Source organism: Bradyrhizobium sp. LB13.1 (genome assembly GCF_054056815.1).
Genome location: NZ_JBSRYQ010000001.1, coordinates 1582981 through 1597528, shown reverse-complemented (window position 1 = coordinate 1597528; position 14548 = coordinate 1582981). Strand labels below are relative to the sequence as shown.

Sequence of the window (14548 nt, the reverse complement as noted above, 5' to 3'; positions counted from 1 at the left end):
GGTATCTTGGGGTAGCTATTTGGGCAGTGCGAGGAAATCCCCAAGGAATCCTCTTCGTTTGATGCATACAATTTAGGTGCCGCCCCCCGGTCGCTGCCAAGGGAACGAGATGGGACTATTTATCCCATCTTAGAGCGATTCCCGCTGAAATAATGGCGGTCGGACAGGGGTTTTTCCCGCCTGGTTAAGGTGACCTGACGCCGCGCTGCCGAAACGCCCGGTGTCATGGGCCGCGGCTTAGCTCCCTTTGCGCCGCCGGGCCGGCGCCGGCGCGATGTGGATACGCCCCCCGGCAAGGCTGATCAAGGCTCCCGCAAGGGTCTGCTTCAGCACCGGCCGGCCATTTGCAGCCGCGCGCCCTGCCGCCATACGCCCTGCAGCCACACCCCCTGCAGCGATGGCCTGATCGAGCGCGGCCATCAGGGTTTCGACCTTGCCGAGTTCCGCCGGCCCTTCATGACCGAAGGCATTGACCGCCCGCAGCAGTAGTCGCAGCCGGACCTCCTCCGGCAGGAGGGCAAAGCGCGATGCTTCGAAGCTTCGACCGACCGCCTGCGGCGCATCGCCGCGCGCCCGGAGTTGAAGGAAGCGCTCGGCACCGTCGACCATCACCTCGACCGCCGCATTGGCCCGCGCCAGCCTGCCTGCAAGCCGAACCAGAGTGCGGGCATCGCCGCCCTCGACGGCAAGCTGCGGCAGCAGCGCGCGCAGCCGCGGCCGGGTGAAGTCGGTGTCGCGGTTGGTGGGATCGTCGGCAAAGCCGATCTTTGCCCGCTTCAAGGTCGCGATCAGCTGCGACTTCGGGACATCGAGCAGCGGGCGCGCAAGGACGACGCCATCGCGTACCGTGAGGCGGGCCATCGCCGACAGCCCCGCAAGTCCGCTGCCGCGGACAAGACGCATCAACAGCGTCTCGGCCTGGTCGTCGCGGGTGTGGGCGGTCAGCACATGGCTCGCACCGACGGCACGCGCGGCCTGCGCAAGCAGGCGGTAGCGGGCTTCGCGCGCAGCGGCCGGCAGTCCCGTTTTCGGCTTTGCGCCGCGCCAGCGCAGGGTGCGGTGCGACAAGCCAAGCCCGGCGGCCAGCCGCTTGACGTCACGCGCCTCGCGCGCCGCTTCGGGACGCAAGCCGTGGTCGATGGTGACGGCGGTGAGACGTGGGCCGCGCGCAAGGCTGCGCTGCCAGCGCGCCGCAAGCCACATCAGCGCGACCGAGTCGGGCCCGCCGGAGACCGCGAGCACCAGCGCGGGCGCGCTTTTCAGGTCGGCGAAGAACCGCTTCGCCTCGGGCGCCGAGATCGGAGAATTGTCGTCGTCTGACATGGCGCTGCAACCGTCCGCGGATGGACCGACTGTTTAGCGCAGCACCATCCGTCTTGTCAGGATCGATCGCCGCGCCTCAGCACTTCACCCGCTTCTGCTCGCGGTCCACCGTGGCTTTGACGCCGGCGGAGGCGCGCGGATATTTGCGGCCGATCTCGCCGAAGGCAGCGCAAGCAGCCTCCTTCTCCTTCAGCGCGGCCAGCGACTGGCCGAGCCGCAGCAGCGCATCCGGCGCCTTGGCGGACTTGTCGTATTTGGTGGTGACGGCGAGAAAGGCTTCCGCGGAGTCGCGATATTGCTGGCGCTGGAAATAGCTCTCGCCGAGCCAATATTGCGCGTCGCCGAGCAGCGGGTCGCTCGGATATTTCTGCGAGAAGTTCTTCATGGTCTGCTCGGCAAGCGCATAGTCCTTGCGCTGCATGTAGCCGATGCCGAGGTCGAACTCGTCGCGCGGCGTTGCCGAAGGCGGCAGGGTCGTGAGTCCAACGCCGCCTGATGGCGCGGCATTCCCTTGCTGGGCCGGCGGATAGCCGGGCTGCGCCGCCGGGGGCGCGGCTTGCTGCTGATAACGAGGGCCGGTGTTGGCAAGATCGAGCGGTTCGCCTGCACCACGACCGCCAGGCGCGCCTGCCGGCATCGGCTGCTGCCCGCCGCCGAGCGCGCGCGGCGCACCCGGCGCATTCGGGCTCTGGTTGGGGTCGAAGGCATCGCCGCGGCGGCGCGTGCCCGGCGCGCCGGGCGCAGGCTGCTCCTGAACGATCGGCGCGGGAGAGGCAATCTGCGGCTGCTCATAATTCGGCTGGGCCGGCTGCTGTTGCGGCTGCTGCTGGCGATAGGCCGGCGCGGCCTGCGCGGGCGGCATGGCCGCGACATTGGGCTGGACCGGTGCATGGCCGGGCGCACCTTGCGCGCCGCCCTCGAGCGCCCGCAGCCGGTCCTCAAGCTGGCGATTGCGATATTGCAACTCTTCGTTCTGGCCGGTGAGCTGGCGCAGCTGGTTCTCCAGCCGCTCGATCCGCATCTCGGGATCTGCATCGTCCGACTGCGCGAGGGCGGGCGAGCACAAAGAGAGCAGCGCGGCGATCGCCACGGTGCCGGTAAAGACCTTAAATCTGGATGACATCTTGCCCTGACGACGAAAGCGAAATGGCCTGCGACCGAACACTCGACGCGCCACACATTGAAGGGGAGTACGCCAAAACTGTGGCTGGAACAAACGGGTTTCGGTCACAGATCGCTGAAACGAAGCCGGCGCCCGAGAGGGCGCCGGCATAATCGGTTTCTGAAGATGAACGGCGCCTGACTGATAGTCAGGAGCTCGCGTTCAGCACGGTGACGGCGCGGCGGTTCTGCGACCAGCACGAGATGTCGTTACAGACGGCCACCGGCCGCTCCTTGCCGTAGGAGATCGTGCGCATGCGGTTCGGATCGATGCCGCGCGAGGCGAGGAACGAGCGCACCGACTGGGCGCGGCGGGCACCGAGCGCGATGTTGTATTCGCGGGTGCCGCGTTCGTCGGCATGACCTTCGACGGTGAAGCTGTAGCGCGGATAGCTCTGCAGCCACTGCGCCTGCTTCTCCAAGGTCACGATCGCCTGCGGGGTCAGATCGGTCTGGTCGCTTTCGAAGAACACGCGGTCGCCGACGTTGACGACGAAGTCTTGCTGGCTGCCCGGCGTCGCCGCGTTGGCCATCGCATCAGTTGCAGAGTTCTTGTTGGCGCAGGCGCCCATCGACAACGCGACGGCGAGCACCGCGACCAGCTTCAATCCCTGGAGGATACGCATAGGATGTTTCATTCCGGAGCCTCCACGCTCACGTTTCGTCCACTGCTGTCCGGTCTACAGGGGGTTGGTTAAGCGAACGTTCCGTCAACCTTGATGGAACCTTGCCACAGCCGGTCAAATGCCCCCAACCAGCGAAAAGCAAACGTCATGGTTAATGGGTTGTAAATGTGGCGCGAGGGTGAAGGCAAGCCGTGCCGAGAAGCAAACGGCGGCCTTTTGCCGGAATTTTTGACCTGCCAGGCGGACAAGCGAGGGATCGAGAGGACAAACGCCGCTAACGGGGCGTCCCGACCGTCGAGGCCACCGCATCCAGATTCCGCGGAGTGGCCAGCAACACCGGCCGCGGGGCAGCCTGGCGCGGGCTGCTGCGTTCGAACAACATGCGCCGCTCAAAGGCGCTGGAGCGCATGATCGGAAAGCGGGTCAGAACCTTGTCGCGCTGGTTCCGGAAGTCGGATGCCATCAACACCGCCTTCTTGGTGGGCCAGCCCGGAAATCCACGCGGTTCCGGTGAAATGGTCTCGTGCAGAAATACGCGGCGATAAAATGCCTGATGGTCAGTCCGGATCATGGCAAGCCCGGTGTCGGCATTGAAATGGTCGCAAGCCAGAAAAGCGAGCCGCACCGTCAGATAGGGCAGCTCCGGAAAACGCTGATGCTTTTCGGGATCAGCAACAAACCGACATGGATCGACAAGGACCTCGCCACGATCGAGGCGCGGATGCAGGACATCGCCAAACACTTCGGTCGTATAGGACATTCGCCAGTCCGACGTCAGGACGTGAATACGGACGGAGCTGCACAGATCTCCATCGACATAGATCCCGAAATTCCAGGTATTGGGCGCATCATCGAAGCGATCGGTCACGCGCATCGACTCTGACGGCACGATCAGTCCGGCTTGCAGATAAGCCCGGTACCGCATCAAGTAGAGGTTGTCTCTATCCTCTGGAGTTTCAATGAGGCGGTAATCGATTCGGTCAAACAGCGCGGCTCCGCGCGGAAGGAGCACCGTGTGCGGCTCGGCTCCGGACTTCATCTAGTACCCCTAAACTCCAAGCAACTTCTGCGAGTGGGGCGAGATTAATGGTTCATTAACGGAATTGCAAAGCCTTAGAATCGTTAGGGTTAACCATTGGGCCCGAGAAAATACGGGCAAAAACCGAGCTTAGCTTGCTGAAAGAGAAGGCGAAGAAGGATCAAGCGATGGATCGCGACGACACCATGACGATCTGATCCTCCGTCCCGCGACGGCCGTGCGAAGCATTGAGCAACTGGCGAATTCGGATGGCCGGAACCGGCCGGCTGAACAGGTAGCCCTGCCCTTCGGTCACGGTGCCGTCGGCGCTGATCAGCTCGAGCTGATCATTGGTCTCGATGCCCTCGACCACGACCGCCATGCCGAGATCGGCGGACAGCCGGGCCACGCCGCGCAGCAGCGTCAGCGGCCGGTCGGTGTCGATGCCTTCGAGGAAGGAGCGATCGATCTTCACCTTCTGCATCGGGAAATTGTGCAGATAGCTGAGGCTCGAATAGCCGGTGCCGAAATCGTCGAGCGAGATGCGCACACCGAGCGCATGCAATTGCGACAGAATGTCGTGCGTGAGCTGGGTGTTCCGCAGCAGCGATGATTCCGTGATCTCGATCTCGAGCCGGTGGGCCGGGAGCCCTGAGACCTCCAGCGCGTAGCGGATTTCGCTCAAGACGTCGCGCTGGTGGAATTGCTGCGGCGAGAAGTTGACGGCGACGCTGACGCCGTCCGGCCACTTCATGCATTCCATGCAGGCGCGGCGCAGGATCCAGCGGCCGAGATCGACGATCAGCCCCATATCCTCGGCGACCGGGATGATGTCGATCGGCGAGACCGTGCCGCGCACCGGATGATTCCAGCGCAGCAGCGCCTCGCAGGTGCTGATCTTGCCGGACTTCAGATTGACCAGCGGCTGGTAGAACAGCTCGAACTCCTCGTTGGCGAGCGCCTTACGCAGATCGAGCTCGAGGATGCGGCGCGCGTCGACGGTCGCCGCCATTTCGTCGCGGAAGAAGCAGAAGGTGCCGCGACCGTCGGCCTTGGCGCGGTACAGCGCCATGTCGGCGTTCTTGAGCAGCGTATCGGCGCTGACACCATCCGGCGAGGTCAGCGCGATGCCGACGCTGGCGCCGATCTCGACCAGATGACTGTCGATGCGGTAACGCTCGCTCAGCCGCTCGACGATGCGGCGCGCAAGCGCAGCGGCGTCCTCGGGCGAAGAGATGTTCTGCTGGAACACGACGAATTCGTCACCGCCGAAGCGGGCGACGAAATCCTCGGGACGCAGCATCTCGCGCATGCGGTTGGCGACCGCGCACAGGAGCTGGTCGCCACAGGGATGGCCGAGCGTGTCGTTGACCTGCTTGAACTGGTCGAGATCGACGAACAGCAGCGCCGAAAGGCGCTCCGCATGATGCGAGGTCGCCAGCAGGTGTTCGATCTCGTCCCGGAAATGTACGCGGTTGGGTAGCGCCGTGAGATCGTCGTAGCGCGCCAGATGCGCGATCTTCGCCTCGGCGCTGCGTCGCTCGGTGATGTCCTCGAGCAGCACCACCGCGCCACCGTCCGCCATCGGCTGGACGGTCCAGGACAGCGAGCGGTTTCGCTGCGCGTCGGGATCGGCGGTGATGATCTCTTTTGCCTGCGAACTTTCGATGTCCGCGACGATCCATTCGCCGCTCGCGGTCGAGATGGATCCGGCGCGGACGCACGCCGCGACAATGTCGCGCGCGGTGGTGCCGCTCTGCGCGATATCCGCAGGCAGGTTCATCATCGCGCCGAAGCGGTGGTTCATGACCGCCAGCTGTCCGTCGACGCGGAACATGCAAAGCCCGTGCGGCATGTTGTTGAGTGCCGTATCGAACTGGCCCGCGAGCGCGGCCTCGCGCTCCCGGGCCACGACCGCCCCCATGAAGATTCGGTGCAGGTTCACCGAGAGCTGCATGATAGCCATCAGGAACGCCCCGCTGACCACCGCCATCGCGATGTAGTAGGGCGTCCCACGCAGCGCCAACGCGAGCACGGCCGGGCCGAAAATCAGCACGGCCTGGAGGTGGAAGATCGCTGGCCGGCCATACGCCCTGCCGGCGCCGCCCGCCGCGATTCCGGTGGTGACCGACAAGGCTATCATGTGAGCCACGGCGTCGTCCGTGGCCAACAGCGCGGTGGCGCACCAGATGCCGATCGCAGCCGCCTGGATCTTTGCTCCGATCTGATAACGCTTCTGCCAGCGTTCGGCCGCCTTGACGGTCATGACCGCCTTACGTGCCTGATAGAGGCGCAGGTCGATCGCCCGCGCGGTGCCGGCCAGGATAAGAAGCGCCACGCACGCCCAGATCAGCGGCTCGCCCGTCCTCAGCGCGGTGAGGGCAGCGCCGATCGACACGAAAATGAGACCGGCCAGCAGCGGACCGGGCGCTTCGAACAGCGAATCGATTTGCGCCGCCGACGTTTTCGGCGGCCGCTGTTCCGACTCTCCGCTCTGGCTTGGGAACTGCATCGGGTTGTACGCGGGTCCTGTTTGACGCGCAGTTTTACCCAACCCAGGTGAAGCCTTTCTGAGCGAACATCCTTAAAGTTCAGTTGTTTTTCGGCAATAGCGAACCTGTTTTCGCTGAAATATCAAGCAACTAGGCAAGCGTTGCCGAGCACAAGGTGAAGGAAACCTTGCCTTCCCCACCGAACACGAAAAAAATCGGCGCGTTTTTTCGGAAACATCGCGCGCCTCAACACGCGATGTTAGCCGCACGATCTTTAGCCGCCCGATGTCGAGGACAATAGCGGCGACCATGCCGGGTCGGAGGCGAAACCCGGCGTCGGCACCTTCAGCTCGTTGCGGCCCGAGATGTCGACGGAGAACAGCGACGGCCCGCCGCTGCCGCCGGGATCGCGGAAGAACATCAACACGCGGCCGTTCGGCGAGAAGGTCGGGCCTTCGTTGTGATAGCCGGAGGTGAGCAGCCGCTCGCCGGAGCCGTCCGGCTTCATGACGCCGATCGAGAACTGCCCGCCGCCTTGCCTGGTGAAGGCGATGTAGTCGCCGCGCGGCGACCACACCGGCGTCGAATAGGTGGCGTTGGTGTCGTCCTTGGAGAAGGAGATGCGTTGCGCCGCTCCGCCGCCCGCCGCCATGACATAGATCTGCGACCTGCCGCCGCGATCGGACTCGAAGCAGATGCGGGTGCCATCCGGCGAGTAAGAAGGAGACGTGTCGATCGCCGGCGTGTCGGTGAGGCGCGTGGTCGAGCGCGAGCGCAGATCCATCACGAACAGGTTGGAATTGCCGCCCTGCTGCAAGCTCATGATGACGCGCTGGCCGTCCGGCGAGAACCTGGGCGCAAAAGTCATGCCGGGGAAGTTGCCGACGGTCTCGCGCTGCCCGGTCTCGATGTTGAAGAGATAGACCTTCGGGTCGCCCTGCCCGAACTCCATATAGGTGATCTCTTGCGAGTTCGGCGAGAAGCGCGGCGTTAGGACGAGGTCGGAGCCGCGGGTCAGATAGCGCACATTGGCACCGTCCTGGTCCATCATCGCGAGCCGCTTGACGCGGCGCTCCTTCGGCCCGGACTCGTCGACGAACACCACGCGGCTGTCGAAATAGCCTTTCTCGCCGGTCATCCGCTCGTAGATCTGGTCGGAGATGATGTGGGCGATGCGGCGCCAATATTCCGGCGAGGTGAAATATTGCTGGCCCGCGAGCTGCTGGCCGGAGACCACGTCCCAGAGACGGAATTCGGCCTTGAGCCTTCCGTCCGGCTGCCGCGTCATGCGGCCGGTGACCACCGCCTGTGCGTTGATGGTCTTCCAGTTCTGGAATTGCGGCGCGACGTCGATATTGTTGATGCGCTCGATGAAGGCGGCCTGGTCGATCGGGGCGAACAGGCCCGAGCGCTTCAGATTGTTGGTGATGACCTGCGTGACGCCGTTGCCGACGTCGGCGTCGGCCGCGCGAGCCTGGCAGGAAATTGGTGATCGCGATCGGGACCGGCTGGAATTCGGTCGGATCGATGCGGATGCGCGGTTGGCCCTGGGCGAAAGCGTGTCCGCCTCCGAGCATCGCCACCGCCGAGCCGGTGACGGTCATGAAGCGGCGGCGGGTGATCGAGCGAGCGTCATTCATCGGAAAATTCTTTTGTTCGGATGTCACAACATATCTTTCAGACCGAAAGTCATCGGAATGAGCTTCCAGCTCTCGTACTGCGGCTTCGGCATGAACGAATAGACCTGACACTGCACGATGGCGCGCTTGGCGCTTTCGGCAATTGCCTGAGCAATCGACCGGGACGGTCCCCTCACCCCAACGATGACCGGCTCAGACGCCAGCGATCCATCGATTTTCATGGAGATGTCGATGTCGGCTTCGTACTGGTCGGCGTCCTGCCCGTTATAGGTCGGCGTGAAGCAGCGCTTGACTGCGCCCTGGAACGCACCTCGCCAGGTCGCGACGTTGTTGGCGGCAGTTCCAGTCGTCGAACCCAGCGAGGCCGACGCATTCAGCGCCGCGCCGGCGAGCTCGTGCCGGGTCGCAGCGCGCTTGTCGAGATCGCGCTGGATCTGCGCGGGATCGAAGCTGCGCTCCTTGGGCTTCGGCTGCTGTTGCGGCTGTACCGCCGCGACCTTGGGCTCGGGAGGCTTGGGCGGCGGCTTCTTGGTCTCGAGCTTTTTCTGGAGTTCGGCGATCGGATCTTCCTTGGCCGGATCAGGTTTCTTTTCCTGCGGCTTCGGTTCCTCTTTGGGCTTGGCCTCGGCCACGGGCTTGGGCGGCTCGGGCTTCTTCTCGACCGGCTTCTCGACGGGTTTCGGCGGCGGCTCGGGCGTCGAGTTGGTCTTGATCAGCTCTTTTTTCTCGGTGACCTTGCCGACGGCGTCTTCATCTGGCTTGGCCTCGGCGATCTTCTCGACCTTGGGCTTCGGCTCTTTTTTGTCGCCGGTCTTCTGCCCGTTGGTCATCTGCGCGAGCTGGTCGGTGGAGATGATGTCGATCGGCAGCGACTCTTCCGGCACGACGAAGGCCCTGCTGCTAAAGGTGACCAGCCCCCATCCAAGCACGAGGACATGGAGGGCAATCGACGCAACGAGTGTCTTGTCGACCTTCACCTTCACGGCTTACCCCTGATCCGCTTCCGTGACGAGGGCCAGCTTCTTGAAGCCTGCACCGGACAACTGGCCCATGACCCTGGCCACCGTGCCGTAATCAGCCTTCTTGTCGGCGCGCAGATAGATGCGCTCCTCGAGCCCGCCGCGCGCGTCCGTGATCGCCTTCAGCTTCGGCACCAGTTCGTTGATCGCGATCTCGGCGTCGTTGATGAATACCTTGCCGTTGATGTCGACCGACATCTGGATCGGCTTCTGGTCGCTGGTCTCGAGGCTCTTGGCCTGGGTCTGCGGCAGGTCGAGCGGCACGCCAACGGTCAGCAGCGGCGCCGATACCATGAAGATGATGAGCAGGCACCAGCATCACGTCGACCATCGGCGTGACGTTGATCTCGGCCATGACCGGCTTGCGCCGGCTGCGACGGCCGCCGCCTCCGGACGAACTGGCTGCGTTCATGCCCATGATCTGGTGCCCAAATTGCCCTTCACACTATACATGCCGTCCGTCAGCCCCGCTCGTCGATCTGGCGCGACAGGATGGCTGAAAACTCGTCGGCGAAGCCCTCGAGCCGCTGGGCCTGCCGGTTCACCTCGGAAGTGAACTTATTGTAGAAAATAGTGGCAGGAATGGCGGCGATAAGGCCGACGGCGGTCGCAAACAGCGCCTCCGCGATACCGGGAGCCACCACCGCCAGGGAGGTATTTTTCGACGCCGCGATCGACTGGAAGCTCGACATGATGCCCCAGACCGTGCCGAACAGGCCGACGAAGGGGCCGGCCGAGCCGACGGTCGCGAGCACCAGCAACCGGCGCTCCAGCCGCTCGATCTCGCGCGAGATCGAGACGTTCATGACCTTGTCGATGCGCATCTGAAGCCCCGCGACCGAGCGCGCCTGGCTCTCGAACGAACGCTTCCACTCGCGCATCGCCGCGACGAAGCAGGCCGCCATGGAATGGGTCGGCTTGGCCGAGAGCGTGCGATAGAGGTCCTCGATCGACTCGCCGGACCAGAAGGCCTGCTCGAAACGGTCCATCGAGCGGCGCGTGCGGGCAAACAGGAAGATCTTGTCGATGGCGATTGCCCAGACCCAGACCGAGCAGGACAGAAGTCCCAGCATGACCCCTTTCACGATCCAGTGAGCCTGCCAGAACAGCGCAATCAGCGACACATCCGCGGAAGCGGCAACCGGAAGGGCTGACTGAGCCACGTCGGCCGGATTCATAAGCAGTATCCTCTCAAGGCGATCATTACCTAATGTCCCGGCCAGCAAATGGCCGCCGGTTCCCCAATAGCCGCGCTAGATCGGCGCGGCCGGCAAGCCCGCTCAAAGCCATATCTTTCTGGGGTGCAGGGCTCGTCCAAAGCCGGCCGCCTGCATTCCCTGCCAAGATGTCAAAACTATGGGCCTTGGCCCAAGGTCCTGACGTCGGGCCTCGGGCGCGATTGTCCCCAATTACCAGAGCCCGGCGATGGTTAATGCCGGGTTACCGCTGGCGAATTTGGCTGCGGGAAAGGGAGGTTGCGCAGAGGGTTGGGCGCCGCCGGGAAAGTTCCGTGTCGCTACGCACCGCAACGCCCATTAGGGCGTCGAGATGCCGTGAAGAGCGGAGCCTGCTCTGCGTCGGAGGAACCAGCCCTCGCCCGCAAAATTGTCCCGAGCATCACTTCTCGCGAGGTTTTGCCATGAGCATCAACCCAAAGACGACCGCCGCCATCGGCGATCATCCGCTCCACCCTATGATCATCCCGTTCCCCGTCGCCTTCCTGGTCGGCGCGCCTATCGCCGATCTCGCCTTCATCGGAACCGGTGACGGCTTCTGGGCCAGGGCCGCGATCTGGCTACTCGGCGCCGGCATCGTCATGGCGCTCGTTGCCGCCGTGGCGGGCTTTATCGACTTCCTCAGCGAGCCTCGTATCCGCCGCCTCAACGATGCCTGGTATCACATGGTCGGCAATCTCGCGGCGGTCGTGCTGGCCGTGATCAATTTCTGCCTCCGCTACGCGCAAGGCGCGGAGGCCGCGATCAAGCCGTGGGGCGTGGCGCTCTCTCTGATCGTGGTCGGCATCCTCCTGTTCACGGGATGGAAGGGCTGGGAAATGGTCTACCGGCATCATGTCGCGGTGCTGGACGCGCCGGGCCAGACCAGTTCGGAGCCGGTCACCCCGCATCATGGCGGCGAGAGCCACCGCCGTGCGGCCTGAACGACGGGCACGTCGCCTGATGACGTGAGGGCGAGTCAGGCCGCCGACGCTGGCTCGGGACAATTGGTCAACCGCGCGGGATTGCCGATTGCGGTGCAGCCGCCGGGCACGTCCGATGTCACGACCGTGCCGGCACCGATCTTTGCAAAATCGCCGATCCTGACGTCGCCGAGAATTGTCGCGCCGGAGCCGATGAACACGCCGCGACCAATGCGCGGCGAGCGCGTCGGCAGTTCACTGTTGCGGCCGATGCTGACGTTCTGAAGGATGGTGCTCCCGCCGCCGATGACCACATCGGCACCGATCACGATGCCGGTGGCGTGGTCGAGATACACCGACGATCCGACGCTCGCTGTCGGATGAATGCTGACCTGCAGGACGTTCGAGGCCTCGTTCTGAAACAGCAGCGCCGCGTCTCGATGGTCATGATGCCAGAGCCAGTTCGAGACGCGCCAGGCTTGCAGCGCGACGTAGCCCTTGAAATGCAGCAGCGGCGGCAGCAAGCCGGCGATGGCGGGATCGCTGCGCACGATGGCCTGCAAGTCGCGGCCAGCCGCCTCGATCAGATCCGGGTGCCTGCGAAAGGCGTCGCGGGAAAATGTCGCGAAGCGCTCACGTTCGATAGCGCGACCGCCAAGCCGGCGCCCGATCAGGTCGGCCAAGGCGGCGGTAAAATCGTCATGTGCGAGGATGAGGCCGACAAGAGCCCTGCCGAACACGGGGTCCGCGGCTGCTGCGCGCTGCGCCTCGCCGCGGATCTCCTGCCAAAGGTTCTCGCTCGTCATGATCGCCGCTTCCGCCATCGTTACCGCCTGCGGTGTTTTGACGCGTCTTGCTTGCTGCCGGATATAGGCCATCCGCAGCCCGCGCACCACGCTCCCCCGTGCGGCTACGAGCTTGCATGCCAGACAACCGCACTCATATAGTCGGTTGAGTTCGCGGCCGAAGTTTTGGCCTCAGGTTGGCCTTGCCGCGTACTGCCGCCTTGGGCAGGGTTGCCCGAGCATCTCGTTCAAGACCCCGCGGTGGTCCGCCATCCCCGGGTTTGTGGTACGCGGCGGCTTTCAGTGCTGCCGAAATCCCGTTATCCAAGGTCACGCTAATACATGTCGCCCAACGCCCCCGCCGACGACCATCACGACGACATCATGTATCCGTCCGCCCTGCCGTTCCTGCTGGTCCATCTCGGCTGCTTCGCGGCCATCTGGTCAGGCGTCACTTGGCAGGCCCTCGCGATCTGCGCGTCACTGTATGTCGTGCGCATGTTTGCCATCGGAGCAGGCTATCACCGCTATTTCTCCCATCGGGCTTTTGCGACCGGCCGGGTGTTTCAGTTCGTCCTGGCCTGGCTCGCCCAAAGCACCGCGCAGAAAAGCGTTTTGTGGTGGGCGGCCAAGCATCGACACCATCATCTCCATTCCGACACCGAAGACGACGTGCATTCGCCGCGTCACCGGGGCTTTCTCTACAGTCATCTCGGCTGGATTTTTTACCGGGAGCACGACGGGACCGACCTCGTGAAGGTCGGCGATTTCGCCGCCTATCCGGAGCTGATGTGGCTGCATCGGCTGGAACTCCTGCCGGCCGTTACGCTGGCGGGGCTCTGCTTCCTGGTTGCCGGATGGTCCGGCCTCGTCGTCGGCTTCCTGTGGAGCACCGTGCTGGTCTATCACGCGACGTTCTGCATCAATTCCCTCGCCCATGTGCATGGACGCAAGCGGTACGTGACCGGCGACGATTCCCGCAACAACTGGCTGCTGGCGCTGTTCACCCTCGGTGAGGGCTGGCACAACAATCACCACGCCTACCAGAGCAGCGTGCGACAAGGTTTTCGCTGGTGGGAAATCGACGTGACCTATTACATCCTGAAGGTGCTGTCCTGGTTCGGCGTCGTCTGGAACATGAAGACGCCGCCCGAACAGGTGCTGCGCAACGAGCAGCCGCTCGGCGCGCGGGTCATCCATCGGGCGGCCCGCGAGCTTGCCGGACGGTTCGATGCGCAGACTCTGGCGCACGCGATCTCGTCGGCGCTACGCCGGCCCGATTTTGCCCAGTTGCAGCTGCCAACGCTGCACGACATCCTGAATCGCGCCCATGAAGGCGTCGATGCGCTGACGCATCTGCATTTGCCGAAGATTCCGACCCGCGACGAGTTTCTCGCCGAGGCGAGGGCGATGTTCGCGCGAACGCGATCACTCAACGAGATCGTGGACTCCGCCTACGAACACTTCCTGGAGTCGCTGCGCGCGCAACTCGCCACGGCGCGCTGAACCCTCCGGACCAAGGCTCTTCAGACCAAGGCTCTCCACGTCGCGGCTGCCAGCCGCGCATTCCCAAAAACCAAACCGCCCGCCTGCGGGTTGCGCAAGCGGGCGGCTCGGGGCCATCAGGACTTTGGGGGCTTGCGCCTGAAGGCTTTGAGAGGCGTCAGTCCAAGATCAACCCTGCCCGAGATCAACCCTGCCCGAGATCAACCTTGCCCGAGATCAACCTTGCCCGAGATCAGCCTTGCTGCTGGTCGGCCGGCGGCGGGGTCGGGCGCGTCTTGTGCTGGGACATGAACTGGTCGAACTCTTCCTTGTCCTTGGCGTGACGCAGACGGTCGAGGAAGTTCTTGAACTCGACCTGCTCCTCCTCGAGCCGCTGCAGTGTCTCGGTGCGGTACTCGTCGAAGGCGCGGTTGCCGCTCGAGGGCGGGCCGAAGCCGAAGCCGAAACCGCGGCGCTCCATGCGGCCGCGCATGCGGTCCATCTTGTACTGCATCCGCTCCATCTTGTTCTGCCAGCGGTCCTGATTGCTCCAGCACGACATTCTTCTGCTCCCGAGTGTGAAAAAGAGAAGGGCAAGTCCGATCGGCCACCAGATGATGAAGCCGAGGATCGTTACGGCGATCCAGCCGGGATGCCAGGGCGTCTCGAGCATGCGGGGCCGCTCGTATTGTTGCTGTTGGTCCGACGGGCCGCGCCATCGATTGACATCAGCTGTGTAGGCCATTTCCATCTCCGTCACGGCATCAGCGCCGTTGTGAATGTAAATAACATTTACATAGCTAGATCATCCCGCGATTTTGTCAAGCCGACCGTCAGACAGGGCGGCCAAATTATTTGCGCA

General features: G+C 64.0%; 11 protein-coding genes and 2 pseudogenes. 2 read left to right on the top strand and 11 right to left on the bottom strand.

Features of this window, described 5'->3' with window-relative positions; all coding sequences use genetic code 11:
- Nucleotides 1-237: 237 nt before the first annotated feature.
- The 9 genes and pseudogenes from tilS to tolQ form a co-directional block, all read right to left on the bottom strand.
- Nucleotides 238-1323 (bottom strand): tRNA lysidine(34) synthetase TilS, encoded by a 1086-nt coding sequence (tilS, locus tag ACVWYI_RS07470; protein WP_247343039.1) that lies wholly within the window; start codon nucleotides 1321-1323, stop codon nucleotides 238-240.
- Nucleotides 1324-1399: 76 nt separating this feature from the next.
- Nucleotides 1400-2446 (bottom strand): tol-pal system protein YbgF, encoded by a 1047-nt coding sequence (gene ybgF, locus ACVWYI_RS07465; protein WP_456661618.1) that lies wholly within the window; start codon nucleotides 2444-2446, stop codon nucleotides 1400-1402.
- 187 nt (nucleotides 2447-2633) lie between these two features.
- Nucleotides 2634-3122, bottom strand: coding sequence for a peptidoglycan-associated lipoprotein Pal (pal, locus tag ACVWYI_RS07460; RefSeq protein WP_247319754.1), 489 nt, complete (start codon nucleotides 3120-3122; stop codon nucleotides 2634-2636).
- Between the two features lie 262 nt (nucleotides 3123-3384).
- Entirely contained in the window at nucleotides 3385-4149 is a 765-nt protein-coding gene (locus ACVWYI_RS07455) for an N-acyl amino acid synthase FeeM domain-containing protein (RefSeq protein ID WP_247343032.1), read from the bottom strand.
- Between the two features lie 160 nt (nucleotides 4150-4309).
- Complete coding sequence (locus ACVWYI_RS07450) at nucleotides 4310-6640, bottom strand: putative bifunctional diguanylate cyclase/phosphodiesterase (RefSeq protein ID WP_247343029.1); 2331 nt, start codon at nucleotides 6638-6640, stop codon at nucleotides 4310-4312.
- A gap of 254 nt (nucleotides 6641-6894) precedes the next feature.
- Nucleotides 6895-8260 (bottom strand): annotated as a pseudogene (tolB, locus tag ACVWYI_RS07445) (Tol-Pal system beta propeller repeat protein TolB).
- A 23-nt stretch (nucleotides 8261-8283) separates the two neighbouring features.
- Entirely contained in the window at nucleotides 8284-9243 is a 960-nt protein-coding gene (locus ACVWYI_RS07440) for a protein TolA (RefSeq protein WP_247343022.1), read from the bottom strand.
- A 3-nt stretch (nucleotides 9244-9246) separates the two neighbouring features.
- Nucleotides 9247-9697: pseudogene (gene tolR / locus ACVWYI_RS07435) on the bottom strand (protein TolR).
- A gap of 43 nt (nucleotides 9698-9740) precedes the next feature.
- A complete protein-coding gene (tolQ, locus tag ACVWYI_RS07430) occupies nucleotides 9741-10457 on the bottom strand; it encodes a protein TolQ (protein WP_247343015.1) in 717 nt (238 codons plus the stop codon).
- Between the two features lie 461 nt (nucleotides 10458-10918).
- Between tolQ and ACVWYI_RS07425 the strand changes: the two genes are divergently transcribed.
- Nucleotides 10919-11437: a DUF2231 domain-containing protein gene (locus tag ACVWYI_RS07425; protein ID WP_354102954.1), complete on the top strand. Its 519-nt coding sequence runs from the start codon at nucleotides 10919-10921 to the stop codon at nucleotides 11435-11437.
- A gap of 35 nt (nucleotides 11438-11472) precedes the next feature.
- Here ACVWYI_RS07425 and ACVWYI_RS07420 read toward each other — a convergent pair whose 3' ends face one another.
- Nucleotides 11473-12240, bottom strand: coding sequence for a serine O-acetyltransferase (locus ACVWYI_RS07420; RefSeq protein ID WP_247447583.1), 768 nt, complete (start codon nucleotides 12238-12240; stop codon nucleotides 11473-11475).
- Between the two features lie 303 nt (nucleotides 12241-12543).
- Between ACVWYI_RS07420 and ACVWYI_RS07415 the strand changes: the two genes are divergently transcribed.
- Nucleotides 12544-13707, top strand: a complete 1164-nt coding sequence (locus tag ACVWYI_RS07415) for an acyl-CoA desaturase (protein ID WP_247447484.1) — start codon at nucleotides 12544-12546, stop codon at nucleotides 13705-13707.
- A gap of 232 nt (nucleotides 13708-13939) precedes the next feature.
- Here the strand turns inward: ACVWYI_RS07415 and ACVWYI_RS07410 are convergent, their stop codons facing one another.
- A complete protein-coding gene (locus tag ACVWYI_RS07410; RefSeq protein ID WP_354102955.1) occupies nucleotides 13940-14431 on the bottom strand; it encodes a DUF2852 domain-containing protein in 492 nt (163 codons plus the stop codon).
- Nucleotides 14432-14548 lie beyond the last annotated feature (117 nt).